The sequence below is a fragment of the Pseudoalteromonas ostreae genome (assembly GCF_018069805.1).
Taxonomy (GTDB): domain Bacteria; phylum Pseudomonadota; class Gammaproteobacteria; order Enterobacterales; family Alteromonadaceae; genus Pseudoalteromonas; species Pseudoalteromonas ostreae.
Genome location: NZ_JAGPYN010000005.1, coordinates 1 through 16,247 on the forward strand (window position 1 = coordinate 1; position 16,247 = coordinate 16,247).

Annotated in this window: 15 protein-coding genes; 13 read left to right on the forward strand and 2 right to left on the reverse strand. The window is 40.7% G+C overall.

What is annotated here, in order from left to right:
* The first annotated feature begins 619 nt into the window (after window positions 1–619).
* The 8 genes from J7338_RS05135 (at window position 620) to J7338_RS05170 (ending at window position 11,438) form a co-directional block, all read left to right on the forward strand.
* On the forward strand, window positions 620–2,209 hold the full coding sequence (locus J7338_RS05135) for an alkaline phosphatase (protein WP_210796062.1): 1,590 nt from the start codon (window positions 620–622) through the stop codon (window positions 2,207–2,209).
* A gap of 11 nt (window positions 2,210–2,220) precedes the next feature.
* Window positions 2,221–4,056 carry an alkaline phosphatase gene (locus J7338_RS05140; RefSeq protein WP_210796063.1) on the forward strand — a complete coding sequence of 612 codons (1,836 nt, stop codon included), beginning with the start codon at window positions 2,221–2,223 and terminating at the stop codon, window positions 4,054–4,056.
* Window positions 4,057–4,176: 120 nt separating this feature from the next.
* Complete coding sequence (locus J7338_RS05145) at window positions 4,177–4,887, forward strand: hypothetical protein (protein ID WP_210796064.1); 711 nt, start codon at window positions 4,177–4,179, stop codon at window positions 4,885–4,887.
* Between the two features lie 278 nt (window positions 4,888–5,165).
* Window positions 5,166–5,972, forward strand: coding sequence for a VOC family protein (locus tag J7338_RS05150; protein WP_210796065.1), 807 nt, complete (start codon window positions 5,166–5,168; stop codon window positions 5,970–5,972).
* Between the two features lie 97 nt (window positions 5,973–6,069).
* Entirely contained in the window at window positions 6,070–6,735 is a 666-nt protein-coding gene (locus J7338_RS05155) for an SDR family oxidoreductase (protein WP_210796066.1), read from the forward strand.
* A gap of 152 nt (window positions 6,736–6,887) precedes the next feature.
* Window positions 6,888–7,250, forward strand: a complete 363-nt coding sequence (locus J7338_RS05160) for a hypothetical protein (protein ID WP_210796067.1) — start codon at window positions 6,888–6,890, stop codon at window positions 7,248–7,250.
* Between the two features lie 4 nt (window positions 7,251–7,254).
* The gene (locus J7338_RS05165) at window positions 7,255–9,588 is read left to right on the forward strand and encodes a fatty acid cis/trans isomerase (protein WP_210796068.1); all 2,334 of its coding nucleotides are present in this window, start codon (window positions 7,255–7,257) and stop codon (window positions 9,586–9,588) included.
* A 122-nt stretch (window positions 9,589–9,710) separates the two neighbouring features.
* Window positions 9,711–11,438 carry a response regulator gene (locus J7338_RS05170; protein WP_210796069.1) on the forward strand — a complete coding sequence of 576 codons (1,728 nt, stop codon included), beginning with the start codon at window positions 9,711–9,713 and terminating at the stop codon, window positions 11,436–11,438.
* Window positions 11,439–11,443: 5 nt separating this feature from the next.
* Here the strand turns inward: J7338_RS05170 and J7338_RS05175 are convergent, their stop codons facing one another.
* Window positions 11,444–12,061: a hypothetical protein gene (locus tag J7338_RS05175; protein WP_210796070.1), complete on the reverse strand. Its 618-nt coding sequence runs from the start codon at window positions 12,059–12,061 to the stop codon at window positions 11,444–11,446.
* Between the two features lie 145 nt (window positions 12,062–12,206).
* On the opposite strand from J7338_RS05175, the gene modF reads away from it, so the two are divergent.
* The 5 genes from modF to J7338_RS05195 all read left to right on the forward strand — a co-directional run bounded on the left by modF (window position 12,207) and on the right by J7338_RS05195 (window position 15,021).
* The gene (gene modF, locus J7338_RS05180) at window positions 12,207–13,652 is read left to right on the forward strand and encodes a molybdate ABC transporter ATP-binding protein ModF (protein ID WP_210796071.1); all 1,446 of its coding nucleotides are present in this window, start codon (window positions 12,207–12,209) and stop codon (window positions 13,650–13,652) included.
* 235 nt (window positions 13,653–13,887) lie between these two features.
* Complete coding sequence (locus tag J7338_RS05185) at window positions 13,888–14,142, forward strand: RES family NAD+ phosphorylase (RefSeq protein WP_210796072.1); 255 nt, start codon at window positions 13,888–13,890, stop codon at window positions 14,140–14,142.
* Between the two features lie 119 nt (window positions 14,143–14,261).
* Window positions 14,262–14,519 carry a DUF4272 domain-containing protein gene (locus tag J7338_RS05190; protein ID WP_210796073.1) on the forward strand — a complete coding sequence of 86 codons (258 nt, stop codon included), beginning with the start codon at window positions 14,262–14,264 and terminating at the stop codon, window positions 14,517–14,519.
* 90 nt (window positions 14,520–14,609) lie between these two features.
* Complete coding sequence (locus J7338_RS21110) at window positions 14,610–14,783, forward strand: DUF6881 domain-containing protein (protein ID WP_415837788.1); 174 nt, start codon at window positions 14,610–14,612, stop codon at window positions 14,781–14,783.
* A gap of 94 nt (window positions 14,784–14,877) precedes the next feature.
* Entirely contained in the window at window positions 14,878–15,021 is a 144-nt protein-coding gene (locus tag J7338_RS05195; RefSeq protein WP_210796074.1) for a hypothetical protein, read from the forward strand.
* 130 nt (window positions 15,022–15,151) lie between these two features.
* Here J7338_RS05195 and J7338_RS05200 read toward each other — a convergent pair whose 3' ends face one another.
* Window positions 15,152–16,030: a TraB/GumN family protein gene (locus J7338_RS05200; protein WP_210796075.1), complete on the reverse strand. Its 879-nt coding sequence runs from the start codon at window positions 16,028–16,030 to the stop codon at window positions 15,152–15,154.
* Window positions 16,031–16,247: the final 217 nt, after the last annotated feature.

The window sequence follows — 16,247 nt, forward strand, 5'->3', positions numbered from 1 at the left end:
CCTACGATTTACGTCATGTGAAGGTGGCGCTGTTACCTATAGGCGTAGGCGCTTTGTAGCAACGTTCAATGAGTAATAATTAACTTTTAAGTTAATTATTAGAAAAGGTCACTTCGGTGGCCTTTTTTAATGTCTGCGATTTACGTCATGTGAAGGTGGCGCTATTACCTATAGGCGTAGGCGCTTTGTAGCAACTATCGTAGGGTAATAATTAACTTATAGAGTTAACTATTAGAAAAAGGTCGCTTCGGTGGCCTTTTTTAATGTCTGCGATTTGAGCTTTAAGCCTTAAGCGGTAAGTTTTAAGTTGCTCGGAGTTAATATGTACTTGTAGGCGAGTGGCTTGCCACCGCGTTTATAACAGAAAGTAAATATATTAAATTTGCTTGCTATTTAAGTTGAGGAGATCTAGATTTTTACCGCTTACCGCTTACCGCTTACCGCTTACCGCTTACCGCTTACCGCTGATCCATCGTAACGTTATGATATAACAAATAAATAATGTGACCTTTCATTTTTATGTAACATAAAGTCACTTTTTAAGTAACAAAACCTACCTAATATGATGCTCTCATTACTACAGACATTCTTGACCAAATCGTATCAATGGAACTTAAAAATGAAAATTAATAAAATTGCGACTGCAATTGGTTTAACACTGGCATTGTCAGCGGGTGCTAATGCCGGTGTGTTACCTGATAACCAAATGAATAGTAATTGGTATAGCGCTGCACAGGCTAAATTAACCTCTAAAGAAACGATGGCTAATGCAACACCAGCTACTAAAGCAAAAAACGTAATTCTATTTGTTGGTGATGGCATGGGTATATCAACCCTCACCGCAGCACGTATCCTTGCAGGCCAAAAACAAGGCGCTTTAGGTGAAGAGGGCTTTTTGAGCTTTGAAGAATTTCCGTATTCTGCACAAATAAAAACGTATAACGTTGATGCGCAAACACCGGATTCAGCAGGCACCATGACGGCCATTATCTCAGGTGTTAAAACGGATGTTGGTGTTATTGGTGTAAACGAAGAGATTGAGCGTGGTAAATGTGCAACTGTAGCAGGTAATGAATTAATTACAGCTACAGAGCTTGCAGAAATTAAAGGGCTAGCCACAGGTATTATTTCTACTGCACGGATCACCCACGCAACGCCAGCCGCAACGTATGCAAAATCAGCTGATCGTAATTGGGAAGATATTTCCGACATGCCTGCAGATGCAGTCACTGCAGGTTGTGAAGATATTGCGTCGCAATTAGTTAATTTCGAAAAAAATCTTGAAGCGCGCTTTGCGGGTGTTGATGTTGATGGTCTAGAAGTGGTGATGGGTGGCGGTCGTCGTCATTTCTTACCAAAAGATGCTGCATTTAACTCTAATGATGCTATGAGTGCAGTCGAAGGTGATCGTACTGATGAACGTGATTTAACAGCGCAATGGCAGCAAATGTATAGCGATGGCAAATACATTACTGATCAGGCTGGCTTTGACGCAATAAATGGCGATACCAAACGTGTATTTGGATTATTTAATGAATCGCATATGCAATATGAAGCGGATCGCAGTAATGATATTGCAGGTGAGCCTTCATTAACGCAAATGACGACTAAAGCGATTGATATCTTAAAGAATAATGAAAAAGGGTTTTTCCTAACGGTTGAATCGGGTCGTATCGATCACGCACATCACGCAGGTAATGCTTACAACGCATTAAATGACACGATTGAGTTTGCCAATGCGGTAAAAGCAGCTGTAGAAAATACCGATCCAAATGAAACACTTATTTTAGTTACCGCGGACCACAGCCATGTATTTACTATTGCTGGCTATCCAAAACGCGGTAACCCAATTTTGGGTCAAGTTGTGGCCGTAGGCCGCGATGCACCAACACTTGCTAAAGACGGTATGCCTTATACTACAGTCGGTTACGCAAATGGCTTGGGCTTTAGAGGTTTAGGTAATGAAACTAATGCCGATGCTTCATATTTAGAAAAAGCCGTTGCTGGACGTGTTGAATTAAGCGGTATTGATACCTTAGCACCGGGCTTTCATCAAGAAGCAACTATCCCACTTAGCTCAGAAACTCATGCGGGAGAAGATATTTCATTGCATGCTAAGGGCCCTGGAGCACAGTTGGCACAAGGCGTTGTGGAGCAAAATGTTATTTTCCACATTATCAGTCAAGCGCTCGAACTAATAGAAGAATAATGGTGATTATAATGAAAAAACTTAACTTAATATCTCTCGCTGTAGTTGTTGCGTTAGCAGGTTGCTCTGATAATGATAAAAATACGCCGGAGCCAGCTGTCCCAGTTATAGATCCGGTGCCAGTGCCTATTGAGTCACTGACGGTTAAAAATACCCTTGCAGTTGGCTCTGAGCAATGTATCAATGGTGGCATTGAAACCCTAACAGGTGACGACAGCAATCAAAATGGTGAGCTTGATGCAGATGAAGTAACTACAACCACTGTAGTGTGTAACGATGCAGAAACTTCTTTGAATCCACAGCAGTTAGCGCCGCTTACTACCAATACTTGGTATAAAGAAGCACACACTAAATTAGCTAGTAGCCAAGATAATATTGCTAATATTGTTAAAGAGTCAGGCAAAGCGAAAAACGTCATTTTGTTTGTTGGCGACGGTATGGGGATCTCAACTGTAACAGCTGCGCGTATTTTAGCGGGTCAGTTACAGGGCAAAATGGGTGAAGAACATCAGTTAAGCTTTGAAACACTACCGTTTTCAGGATTTGCTAAAACTTATAATGTTGATGCACAAACACCTGATTCTGCAGGTACGATGACAGCAATGGCATCAGGCGTAAAAACTGATGTCGGTGTTATTGGTATTGATGAAGCAGTGGTTAATGGTAATTGTTTATCAGGTAAAGGCCATGAATTAGTAACGTCATTAGAGCTTGCGGAAATTGCAGGTAAATCAACGGGACTTATTTCAACAGCACGTATTACCCATGCCACACCAGCGGCAACGTATGCAAAAGCGGCAAACCGCAATTGGGAAGATATTTCAGATATGCCTGAGTCGGAAGCGGCTAATTGTGAAGATATTGCATCGCAACTGGTTAACTTTGAAAAGAACTTAGAAGCGCGTTTTGCTGGGATCGATGTTGATGGTCTTGAAGTGGTAATGGGTGGCGGTCGTCGTCATTTCTTACCAAAAGACGCTGCATATAATTCAGCCGATGCAGTTAGCTCAGTAGAAGGCGATCGTACTGATGGACGTGATTTAACTGCTGAATGGCAAGCTCAGTATCCAAATGGTCAATACGTAATGGATCAAGCGGGCTTTAATGCGATTGATGTGACTAACACTAAACATATTTTTGGCTTGTTTAATGAATCTCACATGCAATACGAAGCTGACCGTGGCAATGATATTGCCGGTGAACCATCGTTATCAGAGATGACAGCAAAAGCACTGGATGTATTGGATAACAACGAGAAAGGCTTTTTCTTAACGGTTGAAGCTGGACGAATTGACCATGCTCACCATGCGGGCAATGCCTATAACGCTTTAAGCGATACCATTGAGTTATCAAAAGCGGTGCAAGTGGCGCTTGATAAAACCAGCATTGAAGATACGCTGATTATTGTTACTGCCGATCACAGCCATGTATTTACTATCGCAGGCTACCCAAAACGCGGTAATCCAATTTTAGGTAAAGTGGTTGCCGTGGGTGAAACTGAGCCAACACTTGCTGCCGATAATATGCCATACACCACCGTAGGTTATGCTAATGGTGGCGGCTTTAGAGATTTAGGTGAAGAAACGGATGCTGAAGTAGGTTATGACTTTGCCCCAGTAACCGGTCGTGTTGATTTAACCGATGTGGATACGCAAAGCCCAGGTTTCCACCAAGAAGCACTTGTTCCACTGTCATCTGAAACTCATGCTGGTGAAGATGTTGGTGTTTATGCAATTGGCCCTGGTGCGCATTTGGTAACAGGTACTAACGAGCAGAGCTTTATTTTTCACGTGATGGATTATGCAGCTGACTTAGTAAAACAAGCGGATGCTAAAGTTACAAAATAAGTAATTGTCATGTAATACGCTTTACTAAAGAGCAACTCAAAACTGAGTTGCTCTTTGTCATTAATCTGCAAAATAAACACATTACAGTGACCCACAGTATTAAATCGAAAAGAGAATCCAGTGAAAAAAATTATCCTATCTTTAGCGTTAATAAGTCCATTGGCCAGTGCCACGCAGTGCGCGTTGGACAGTCAATATGTGCAAGCAAGCTATCAGGTTAGTAAGCAAGTTGCGGGCAAAGCTGTGGCTGAATCTCAGCAGTTTACATTATGGCGAACACCCCATCAGGTTGCAGAGCAAGGCCTTGAATTAGTTGAAGTGTGGCAACAGTTGAGTAATCAGCAAATTCGGCCAATTCGTTACTTTCAAACACCGCAGCGTGGTATTGAATATCAACCTTCAGAGGTGCAAGGTCAGCAAGATTGGAGTACTAAATACCAATTAGTTAGTGATGATTTTATTGCTAAGATGACTTTAACTGATGAGCAAGGTGATGGCTGTGAGAAAATACAGCATTATCAATTAGTGCAAGGTGATACTACGATTGAGCTTGCATGGTTGGTAAATCAAAAGCTGGTAAGCGCAATGAGTATTGCTAAACCGCAACTTACTCAAACATTAACGTTGGGCACTGTGGACTTTAAAAAAGCTCCGATACAGCAGCAATTTGCCCTGTGGGATGCTTATCAAACGACTGACTATGCGGATATCGGTGATAACGAAGGCGACCCATTTTTAGCCAAAATGATTAACTTAGGATTTATCGAACATGGTGCATCGGGCTTTTATGATGCTAATGGTAAAGCGCTTGGTGGTGGGCACAGCCATTAAAAAGAGCCGGTGAATGCTCTTTTAAAGTCTCGATTTGAGTGTTAAAAGGCCAAGTTCTAGCTTTATAAATTAGCATGTGGCCAGTGCCCGCAAAAGTATCGATTCGTTTAACCGTAATAAGTGATATTACATTACACTATCGTAGCTGTATTTAGGTCGGGTTCAAATCATTCGTTGTTTGTTTTGCTATAAAGATCACCTTACGATACAAATAAAATTGGCTAAAATGGCTTTCCTCTTTTAACTTTAGTAGATGTACTATTTAAGGAGATTGAATCGTGAGTGACACACAAAGTAATCACCCCCACGGGGTTTTCTGTTGGTCAGAGTTATGTACATCTAACTGGAAAAGCGGCAAAGCTTTTTACACTGAGTTATTTGCTTGGGGGGCTGATGATCAACCCATTGGTGATGGTCTTTATTACACTATGTTACAAAAGCAAGGTGATGATATTGCTGCCATGTATCAAATGCCGAACGAACAAAAAAACGCAGCAACATCAAGTCATTGGTTAGCCTATATTGCAGTAGATAATATTGATGAAGTAGCTGAAAAAGCTAAACAATTAGGTGCTGATATTATCGCCGGTCCTCATGATGTAATGGACGCGGGTCGCATGGTGCTGCTAAATGAGCCTGGTGGTGCATTATTTGCCTTATGGCAAGGTAATCAACATAAAGGTTGCAAACGTTTAGGTGAACTTAATACTCCCTATTGGCATGAACTGGCAACCCGCAACAGTGCTGCAAGCCGTGAGTTTTATTGCCAGTTATTGGGTTGGCAGAGCGTTGAAAAACCTATGCAAGGAATGAGCTACACATTATTCACTGTCGCTGACCAACCCGTTGCAGGGATGATTGAAATGACCGATGAATGGCCTGCAGAAATTCCTGCTCACTGGATGATTTATTTTGCTGTTGATGATTGTGATAACTATGTCGCAACGGCTCAGCAACTTGGTGGTGAGGTGTGTGTGGCACCAACCGATATTCCCGAGGTGGGCCGTTTTAGTGTGATCACCGATCCACAAGGCGCGGTGTTTTCAATTATGACCTCCGCTATGAATAATGTGAAATGTAACTAGTTATGCTTAATAAAATTGATTAAAAAGCACATAGGTGCTTTTTTTATTTTTGTTTGACCCAAAGTCTCAACTATTGGTTGTTTATTGGAGCAAAAGTATGACAAAGAATGTGGTAATTACAGGCGCTAATCGTGGCATCGGCCTTAATTTATGTCAGCAATATTTAGCAAAGGGCTACCAGGTTACGGCCGTGGTGCGTACTCCAAGCGATGAACTTAAAGAATTAGATGTGACAGTGATCAGCAATATCGATGTTGCCAATGCAGCAGACATCGAAACACTTGAAAGCCAGTTACATGGTCATAAGATAGATCTGCTTATTAACAATGCCGGTATTTTCCATAATGAAAGTATGGCAGAGATGGATTTTGATACTATTAATCAACAGATCGCCATCAATGCTGTAGCACCAATTCGAGTTACCCATGCGTTAATACATTGCTTAGGTATTGACGCTAAAGTCGCTATGATCACTAGTCGTATGGGTTCTATTGCTGATAATGGTTCAGGTGGCTATATTGGTTATCGTATGTCAAAAGCCGCACTTAATGCGGCATCGGTGAGTTTAGCCCATGAACTAAAGAGTAAAAAAATTGCTGTTGGCTTATTTCATCCTGGGTTTGTGCAAACGCAAATGGTTAATTTTGCAGGTGATATCTCAGCAGAGGAATCAGCAAGGCGTTTAACACTGCGTATCGATGAACTAAACCTCAATAATACAGGTAGTTTTTGGCATTCAAATGGTGAACCCCTACCTTGGTAAATTAGCCAAACTACACAGCGAGTGCCACTATATTTCAACAGTTAGTGGATAAAAATCCGCGAACTGTTGAAATCTTTCGCTAATTTTCGATGCTATTATTTGCTATAATCGTTCTATTAAAAGCCTGAACAGCCGCATTTAGAGAGCAGCACATGGAATTAGAGCAAGATAGCAGTTTAACCCTTCCGTTATTTCTTTTTGATGAGACCTTAAATGAACGAGATTTATCAACACCAGATCTCTCGTTAAGCGTACTTTTAGATGATGATTTACTGATCCAGCTTTGTCAAAACCCAGCACCAGATAGCAGTATTGCTATTACCATTTCTGATTATATGGTGGAAGCTCATAACCCTGCGTTTGCCGACGTAACACGCGAAGCACATCACGCACAGTTAACTTTAACCCACGGTCCATTGTTAAGCGCTGTGCTCGATGCAAAGTCAGAGCAAACATTTGTGTCACCGCAAATGGATATGATGCCGACGTTTGACTTGGGTGACGAGGACGAATAAATCGATGAAAAAGTCTTTTTTGCTGAGTGTATTTATTATTGTGCTCAGCGGCTGCGCTTATTTAGGTACAGCCCATTACAATGAGCTGTTTGGTCCAGAACAAACGCAACAACGCATTGTTGGGCATAATACTGGTAGTGGGGCCGAATTTTTACAGCATGTGCAACCGGTGCTCGATAGTCGCTGTGTTGTTTGCCATGGTTGCTACGATGCACCATGCCAACTGAAACTTTCATCTCCAGAAGGAATTGACCGCGGCCTAAGTAAGGAACGTGTTTACAATGGTACTCGTTTATTAGCATCGACTCCCAGCCGCTTACTTTTTGATGCAACGAATACCAGTCAATGGCGCGAAAAGGGGTTCACCCCGGTGCTGAATGAACGAGAGCAGTCGGAGCAAGCGAACCTTGCTGGCAGTGTGATGTATAACAGCCTTGTACTAAAAATGAGCTCGCCTTTACCTGAATATGACATACTTGAAGATGAGTTTGATTTTTCACTCGATCGCGAACAAAGCTGTACCGCCATGGGCGAGTTTGATCGCTTTGCAGATAGCCACCCGCATGCGGGTATGCCTTACGGATTGCCTGGTATCTCACGGGCTGAATTTAAGCACTTAGAAAAGTGGCTTAAAAACGGTGGAAAAATGGCGCACATCAAACCACCAAGTAAAGCTGCTTTAGCTCAAGCACAACGCTGGGAAAGCTTTTTAAATCAAGATGATTTAAAGCATCAACTAGCTGCACGCTATATATTTGAACACTGGTACTTAGCCCATATTTATTTTGTTCAAGATAGCGAAAAGAGCTTCTTTAAGCTAGTGCGTTCAAGTACGCCGCCAGGGCAGGACATTGAGTTAATAAATACTCGTCGTCCGTACGATGACCCTAAAGTGGAACGTGTGTATTATCGCTTAATGCATGACCGTTCGACTATTTTGGCAAAAACGCATTTACCACTGGCACTGAATGACAGTAAATTAGCGCGCTTATACAGCCAGTTTATTGCGCCAGATTATCACGTTGACAGCATGCCAAGTTACTTGCCAGAAATAGCATCTAACCCATTTAAAGTGTTTGCCGCCATGCCGGTTAAATCTAAATATCAATTCATGCTAGATGAAGCTGAATTAATTATTATGGGCTTTATTAAAGGGCCTGTTTGTCGTGGTCAAATTGCATTAAATGTTATTAATGATCATTTTTGGGTGGCATTTGCTGATCCTGCTAAAGCGGCAACGCCAGAAGTAGGGCAAATGCTGTTGCAACACGAAGATGCACTTGCACTGCCTGCGGCTGAAGAAAGTAATGCCTTACCTATATCTAGCTGGGTAAAATATTCTAAGCGCCAAAGTACTTACCTAGAAGCTAAAGTTAAACTGGCCAATCGTATGTTTCAAAACGGCGAAAACCTGACCACAGACGTGTTATGGCGTGGTGAAGAAATTAACAATAATGCTGCTTTGACTATTTTCCGCCATTTTGATAGTGCGACCGTGGTTAAAGGTTTTATTGGCCAAGAGCCAAAAACCATGTGGGTATTAGATTACGCACTTTTTGAGCGGATACATTATTTACTAGTTGCCGGGTTTGATGTCTACGGTAATGTTGGCCATCAGTTAATCACTCGCTTATACATGGATTTTTTGCGCCTAGAAGGCGAGCAAAACTTTTTAGCACTGTTACCTAAACCTCAGCGTAAAGAGTTAAAAGCAAACTGGTATCGTAAAGCACCACCGAGTTTAACTAATTTCTTTGAAAGTGGTGATGAGTTTAGTCAGCCAACTGGTATTGACTACAAAACACAGGATCAACAACACGAGTTATATGGCTTAATTAAACAAACGCTAAAACCGGTGTTAAGTCCGCGCTTTGATTACACACAAGTACCAGAGCCGTTACAGCAATTAAATAATATGCCTGCAAAAGCAATTAATTTACTGCCGCAAATCTCGTTTATATTAGTGAAAGACGGTGCTGCAGAGCATCAAGCGTATACCATGATCCATCACAATGCCCATTATAATATTTCTAGTTTATTGAACGAAGAAGGGCAGCGCGCTTATGCAGAAGATACCGTCACCATTGTGCCTGGTTTCATTGGTGATTACCCTGAAGCAATTTGGTACTTAAATAATCAGCAGCAAGTAAAGGCATTTGCTGAGCAATTACCGTTAATGCAAGTAGAGGCTGATTACCGTGCATTAAAAAGTAAGTTTGCTATTCGCCGCACGCACCCACAGTTTTGGCAATACAGTGATATTTTGCATAAAGTTGCCAAGCAATACCGTGGTGTGGAATACGGTTTGTTTGATTATAATCGTTTAGAAAATAGGTAATTATTAAACCAAAACTGATAAACCCCGCATTTAAGCGGGGTTTATTTTTTCATTAATATCATTGCGTAAAGTGTCGCTTTATCCCCTTTGGTCTACACTTATTAAAAAAAAGAAGGCCTATTATGATTCAAATTATTGCTAATATTCGGTCGCGTTATCGTTGGGCATTATTAGTGATAGCGATTCTTTCGAGCGCGAGTGCTCTGCTTATTCAGTTTATGTTTTTTGTGCAAAAAGATGATGCTCATATTATCAATGTTGCAGGTAAGCAGCGGATGTTGTCACAAAAAATCGCTTGGCATAGTAATGCTATGGCTACTGAGGTTGGTAGCAATATTAAATTACACCGTGATGTATTAGCTAAAACGAGCGCAGAGTTTAGAGCAGGGCATGAGTTTTTAGTACAGCAGCATTCAAATGGTGATTATTTATATTTAGATAACCAGTTAGTTGCTTATTATTTTTCGTCACCGGTTAATCTTGCGCAAACGTCGCTGGTATATTTGGCTAAAGTGCAGCAACTGTTAAATGATCCTAGTGCAAGTACAGCAGAAAAGAGATTTACAGTTGCTGAGATTGGACGCTTGCTCAAGGATCTTGATGGTGCAGTTACGCTATTTGAACAACAAGCAAATTTTAAAACCCGAGTGCTGTCCAACCTAGTGCTGGCTTTTTGGCTATTAACTTTAGTGTTGCTATTCATTGAGCTGAAATTTATATTTCAGCCTATGGAGCTGCAAATTACCGCTGCGATTAATAAATACCAACAACAAAAGTTGCGAGCAGAGCAGATAAGCACTTATAAAGAGCGCTTTATCGCACGGGCAAGTCATGAATTTAGAACACCGCTACAAGGGCTGGTAGACTCGATTGAGCAACTTCAGCTATCAGAATCTCAGCAAGCATTGCAAAAACAAGCAAAATATTGTGCCAGCAGAATTGTAAGTATGCTGGATGAGTTACATGAACTACAGCAGTTTAATACTGGGCAATGGCAGTTAAAATTTATCAAGCGTAATTTAATAACCACGCTTGAGTCGGCTATTACACCTTTTCAGTTTGCCTGTGATAACAAACAGTTAAAGTTTGAAGTAAAACTCAGTTCTGAGTTAGATCGCTATACAGAGTTTGATCATTTACGATTGCAGCAAATCATTACCGAGCTACTTAGTAATGCCATTAAATTTACTAGCACTGGGCAGGTTTCAATATCCGTTAGTTACCAAGATGGTCATATTAAAATAGTGGTCGCTGATAGCGGCGTTGGTTTTGCTCAATGCTATCCATATTTAAATCATCATAGTATAGAACAGAGCAATGACTTTCAGGGCTTACAAACCGGTTTGGCGCGTGTGCAACATATTGTCAGTGCTATGCAAGGCGGCATTGAGTTTAAAGATGTCATACCGCATGGTGCACAGATTAAGATCCGTTTGCCATTATCTAAAGCTACACTACTAACGAATCAAGGCAACTTACCCGCACAACTGCATTGCTTAATTGTGGAAGACAATTTATTAAACGCGACAATTTTATCGCGAATTTTAACCGAGCTTAATTACACGGTTGAAGTGGCTGAAAACGGTTTAATAGCAACACAAAAAATTGCTGAAAGTGAGTTTAATGTGATTTTTATGGATTTGAACATGCCGGTGATGGATGGCTTTCAAGCGATAGATATCATCCGCCAAGAACTAAATTCAACGGTTCCGATCATTGTGATCACCGCCAACACTGCGCCAAGTGATTTAGAGCGAACTTATGAACTTGGCTCTAATGTACATGTTTATAAACCATTTTCGGTTGCGGATATTAAAAAAGCCCTCATGAATATATTTAACGAGGGCTGATAGTTTTAATGGCTGATTTTTATATCACCTACACCGACTTTAACGTTAATGCGGTATTGGCCGTCACCGTTATATTTACTAGTTGAGGTGACCAGCTTACGGCTATGTTTAGCATCATTTTTCATGCCTGCTATTTTGGTGTCGCCAACACCACTATCTAGGGTGATCGTTTGATAGTCAGCTAACGCGCTGCTGATCCGCACCGCTCCCACACCGACATCGATGCTGGCAGTGTTAGCAAAATTATTTACTTCAATATCGCCCACACCTAGCTCTAAATCTATCGCCATGGTTGTTGGTATACTTACCAGCCAGCTTTGTTGCACATCGTCATTATCAATCGAGAGGCTCAGCTTATCGCTACTTTGTTGATGTTTTAAAGTGATATCTTCAAGTTCAACATCATCACTAAACCAATTATCATTTTTCGCTTTTAGCTCAATCGACACAGTTACTTGGTTACCTTGATGGGTGCTAAGTTCGAGGCTGCCAACGGGCACGTTGATCGCCAATGCCTGCTTGGCAGTGACATCAAAGGTCTGTTCAATTTTTTGCTCAGCATGAGCAGCTAAACTACTGGTTAATAAGATTACGGCTAAGCTAGAGATACTAAGTCTGTTCATTATTTTTACTCGTTGTTAATGGCTTTATAGGTTAGACGTTAGCAGATTTAAAAAGGTTTAAAGCGCGTGAATTTTATTCTATAGCCATGCTAATAAAAGTCATGTATTTTCAAACTAACTAATTTAAGAGCTAAAAAGGATCGCTGTGCAGTCAATTAAACTCAATAATGTGACGGCTAACCTTGGTACAAATGATCGCGAAAGTTTTCTCGTAAGTAAGCTAACTTGGCAGGTTGAGAGCGCTCAGCATTGGGTGCTGCTTGGCGGTAACGGAGCAGGAAAATCAGCCATAACAGCAGTATTACTCGATCAAGCTAATATTGTCAGTGGTACACGAAGTTGTGATTTTAAGCGTACAGAAATAGTCTCTTCAGATCTGCAAAAGCAATTGATTACCACTGAGTTATTAGCTGATCAAGACGACATCACCGATGGTAAAACTAGCCCTAAATTGGTGTCAGAGCTGATTTATCAGCAATCAAGCCCATATTTTGATCAACAGCTATGTCAGCAGTTAATCACAGGGTTTGCTTTTGAGGCATTGCTTAAGCAACGTTTGCGCGCACTCTCAACCGGGGAAACACGTAAACTAATGTTAATTAAAGCACTGAGTAATCGGCCCGAACTGATTGTGCTTGATGAACCGTTTGACGGTTTGGATGTGCAAAGCGTTGAGCTATTACGTAGCGTATTAATCGAACTAAGTGCCAGCATGACCATGATCTTTGTGGTTAATCGGTTAGACGAAATCCCCGTATTTATTACGCATTATGGTTATGTGAAAAATGGCGAATTACAACAGCAACTAGCAACTCCAGACCTTAAGCAGCGCGATGATTTATTTAAATTATTACACCTACAACAAACTGATTTAACGATCCCTAGCAAAGACGTGGCACACAGTGCCCCAGAGTTTAATGAGCCTGAGTTAGTAAGATTGCGAAATGCTATGGTCAGTTACAGTGGCAAGGTTATTTTTAGCCACTTAAATTGGACAATCAAAGCACGACAGCATTGGCAGCTCAGTGGTAAAAATGGCTCTGGCAAAACCTGCCTACTTAATTTAATCACTGGCGATAATCCGCAGTGTTATAACAATGATATTAAAGTGTTTGGCTATCAACGCGGCAGTGGTGAGAGTATTTGGCAAATTAAGCAGCATATTGGCTATATTTCCAATGCTTTGCATATGGAATATCGGGTTAGTATTTCCGCGCTCAATACCATAGTGTCAGGCTTTTACGACAGCATTGGCTTGTATCAAAAGCCAACTCAAATTCAGCTTGATATCGCCATACAATGGTTAGCGTTATTAGGTTTGAGTGAGTTAAAAAACACCCCGTTTACACAACTGTCTTTTGGTGATCAACGCATGCTATTGATTGCCCGCGCTATGGTAAAACACCCTACATTACTGATTTTAGACGAGCCATGTTTGGGGCTTGATGAAGCCAATCGGCAGCGTGTTTTACTGTTAATCGAAAAAATATGCGCTGCCGGCAGTAGCACAGTGATTTATGTCAATCATCATGCGAAAGATAAAATTACCGGGATAGAGCATTATTTAGATATGGCAGATTTTAGGGGGTAGAGAAAGGCGCTAGGTTTTAGGGGCTAGGTACTTATATGGACTCCCCAAGTAAATCAACAAAGAACTGTCATTAAAAACAAGTATAGATGCGTGCTTATATACGGGCTTTATTGAGGAGCTACCTCGCCCTAAAATGTACTCGCACCAATAGGCAAATTCTAGGAAGCGGCATCTAAAGTGCCTTAGGACCTAACTTGCTTCTATTGAGCAGAAAATTGACGCTGTGTGGGCTGCGATGGATATTGCTTTTTCTTGGCCTGTAACGGAATCTGATACCAAATCAGAATATGCGCCAACGCAAATAATATCAGAGTTTATTAAATCGAAAGGGTATGACGGGATTATTTATAAAAGCTCTTTAACTAAAGGGCATAATTATGTCCTTTTTAATTTAAATGATGCGGCAGTTGTTCAGTGTGACTTGTTTGTAGTATCTAAGGTTAAATATGACTTTGAGAGGTTGGATGAAAGCTCATCTTTGACAGCGTAGCGTGGCAACACATAACACATACGAACCTTAACTCTGGCAATAGGCACTAATGTTCTTTTTGACCGTTTTTATACAGTGACGGTCAATTCCTCAGTTTTCCATACCCAATACCGGACGATATGATCGATTACTGCCCGGATCTACAGCAAGAAGAAGGCCCAGAAAAGTTTACGAAAGATATTGAAATCCGCTCGTTTGAAGAAATATATAAAATGAGAGATGTATATTATCGAGCTATGTGGAGTTGTAGACATTACCAACTTAATAATGACCCCCATGATAATTTTAATATGAGCATAATCATGGAGCGCCGTCGAGCGCTAAGCTGGTGTCTTGATAAACAATTAGATTGGGATGATGTCCCTCAAGACACATAAAAAATATAGCAGGGTGATCACCCAAGGTCAGCTAATTTGCGGGTGATGGCGCTGTTGGAGATAAATATGAGATACATTGATGTCGAGTAGATACATGACCTTGAAGATGAGCCGTTTCGTCTCGTATCCGAAATTGGTGATGATAATTTTGAACTCCGCAAGCTTGAGGCATCAATAATATGCAAGAATATAAAGTGTCTCATAAACAGGGAAGCTCAAAGAAGCATATCGAGTTTTTTCACCGCCAGAGCCTGCTTATTGTAGAGCTGCATGTGAATCTGCTTTTTCTAAGCATAGCTTCACTATCGAATTTGATGGAAATTATTTATGTGTAACACATTCAGATAAATCGTCACGGTTGTCAGATATAAGTATTGAGTCTGATGAGTGGGGAGTTATTTGGGGTGAGGCATCTCAATGGGGATCGGATGAAGAGAACCATAGTGCAATAGAATTATTTGAAAAAATACTTGCAGAAAGTGGTGAGTTTATTGCTAAATAAATGCCATAACAGCGTTTTAAGTAAGAGTTTTTTGCAAAAGCTTGTCAAAAATTATAACCGCTTTTGCATTGATACCTATAACCGCTTGGCTATTACTAGCCAAGCAGGTGAGTTGTCTTTTCGTGAGTAATTACAGGCGAGTTACTGTAAAACCTTGATCTTTAAACTGCTTTAATAAACCGTGTTGTTCTGGCAAATGCAGGGCGCCTACGGCGATAAATAGTTTTTCTTTACCAATGCGAGGTGTGAGCTCTTTTATCCAGTTATTGTTACGTTCAATCAGCATAACTTGTTCGCTGATCTCACCGTAGTTGCTGTCGTCAAAGCTTTCATTGTAGTACTTAGTTAAGGTGGCCATATCGCCATTTTTCCATGCATTAACTAAGGTTATAAAGTAGGTTTCAACATCGGCAAGCTGTTCAAACGTTTCTTCAATCATTTCGTTACTTAACAACGATAGATTATTAAACATCTCCATTTGATATTCGAGCGTTTCTAATTCGCCAACCGGTATATTGTTAGTTTTTGTATAGGCAAGCACTTGTTTATCAATACCATATTGATCAGAAAAGCCGGCATTTTGAAACTCCATTTGCATCATGGTGACCATCACAGCCCACGGTGCAAGGTTATCAAACATAGCAATATCGATTGATTTTTTGCTAAAATACTCTTTTAGTTTGGTGTAGTTTTGTTCAGACAATTCGCTCTTTAGGGTTTTGCCATTTTTTAACATCATAAAAGGCATTGAGCGGCGCTGCATTTCCATCGGGCTAATTGCACTAACATTGACTTCAACAATTACTTTATCACTGGCATCGATGGCTTTAGTTACTTTACTTGGCAAGCCTTTCATACTGCTATCGCCCACATGTACGGTGCCAAATAAATACGATTTAACGCCATCTTTTTCAAGTTGCCAAAGGCCGGGCTCTGCATTGCTGGCAAAGCTGAGTGTAAATAAAACCGCTAAAATAAAGTAGCTACTGATACGCTGGGTGTAGTTCATAATTATCCTTATTGCTGAGTTGTTACTGCAATCATATATCCATCTCGTATGATTAGGCGAGTAGTTGTTCTGTTAATATAAAAAAAGCAACAGCAACTATATTGATCCTTCCACGCTTTGCTGGCAAAAATAAAACAATAATTTATACCGGTTTTGCTGAAAATTAATCAAACCAGTAATTGATTATAACGAGGTATGAAATATCAATAGCTTCATA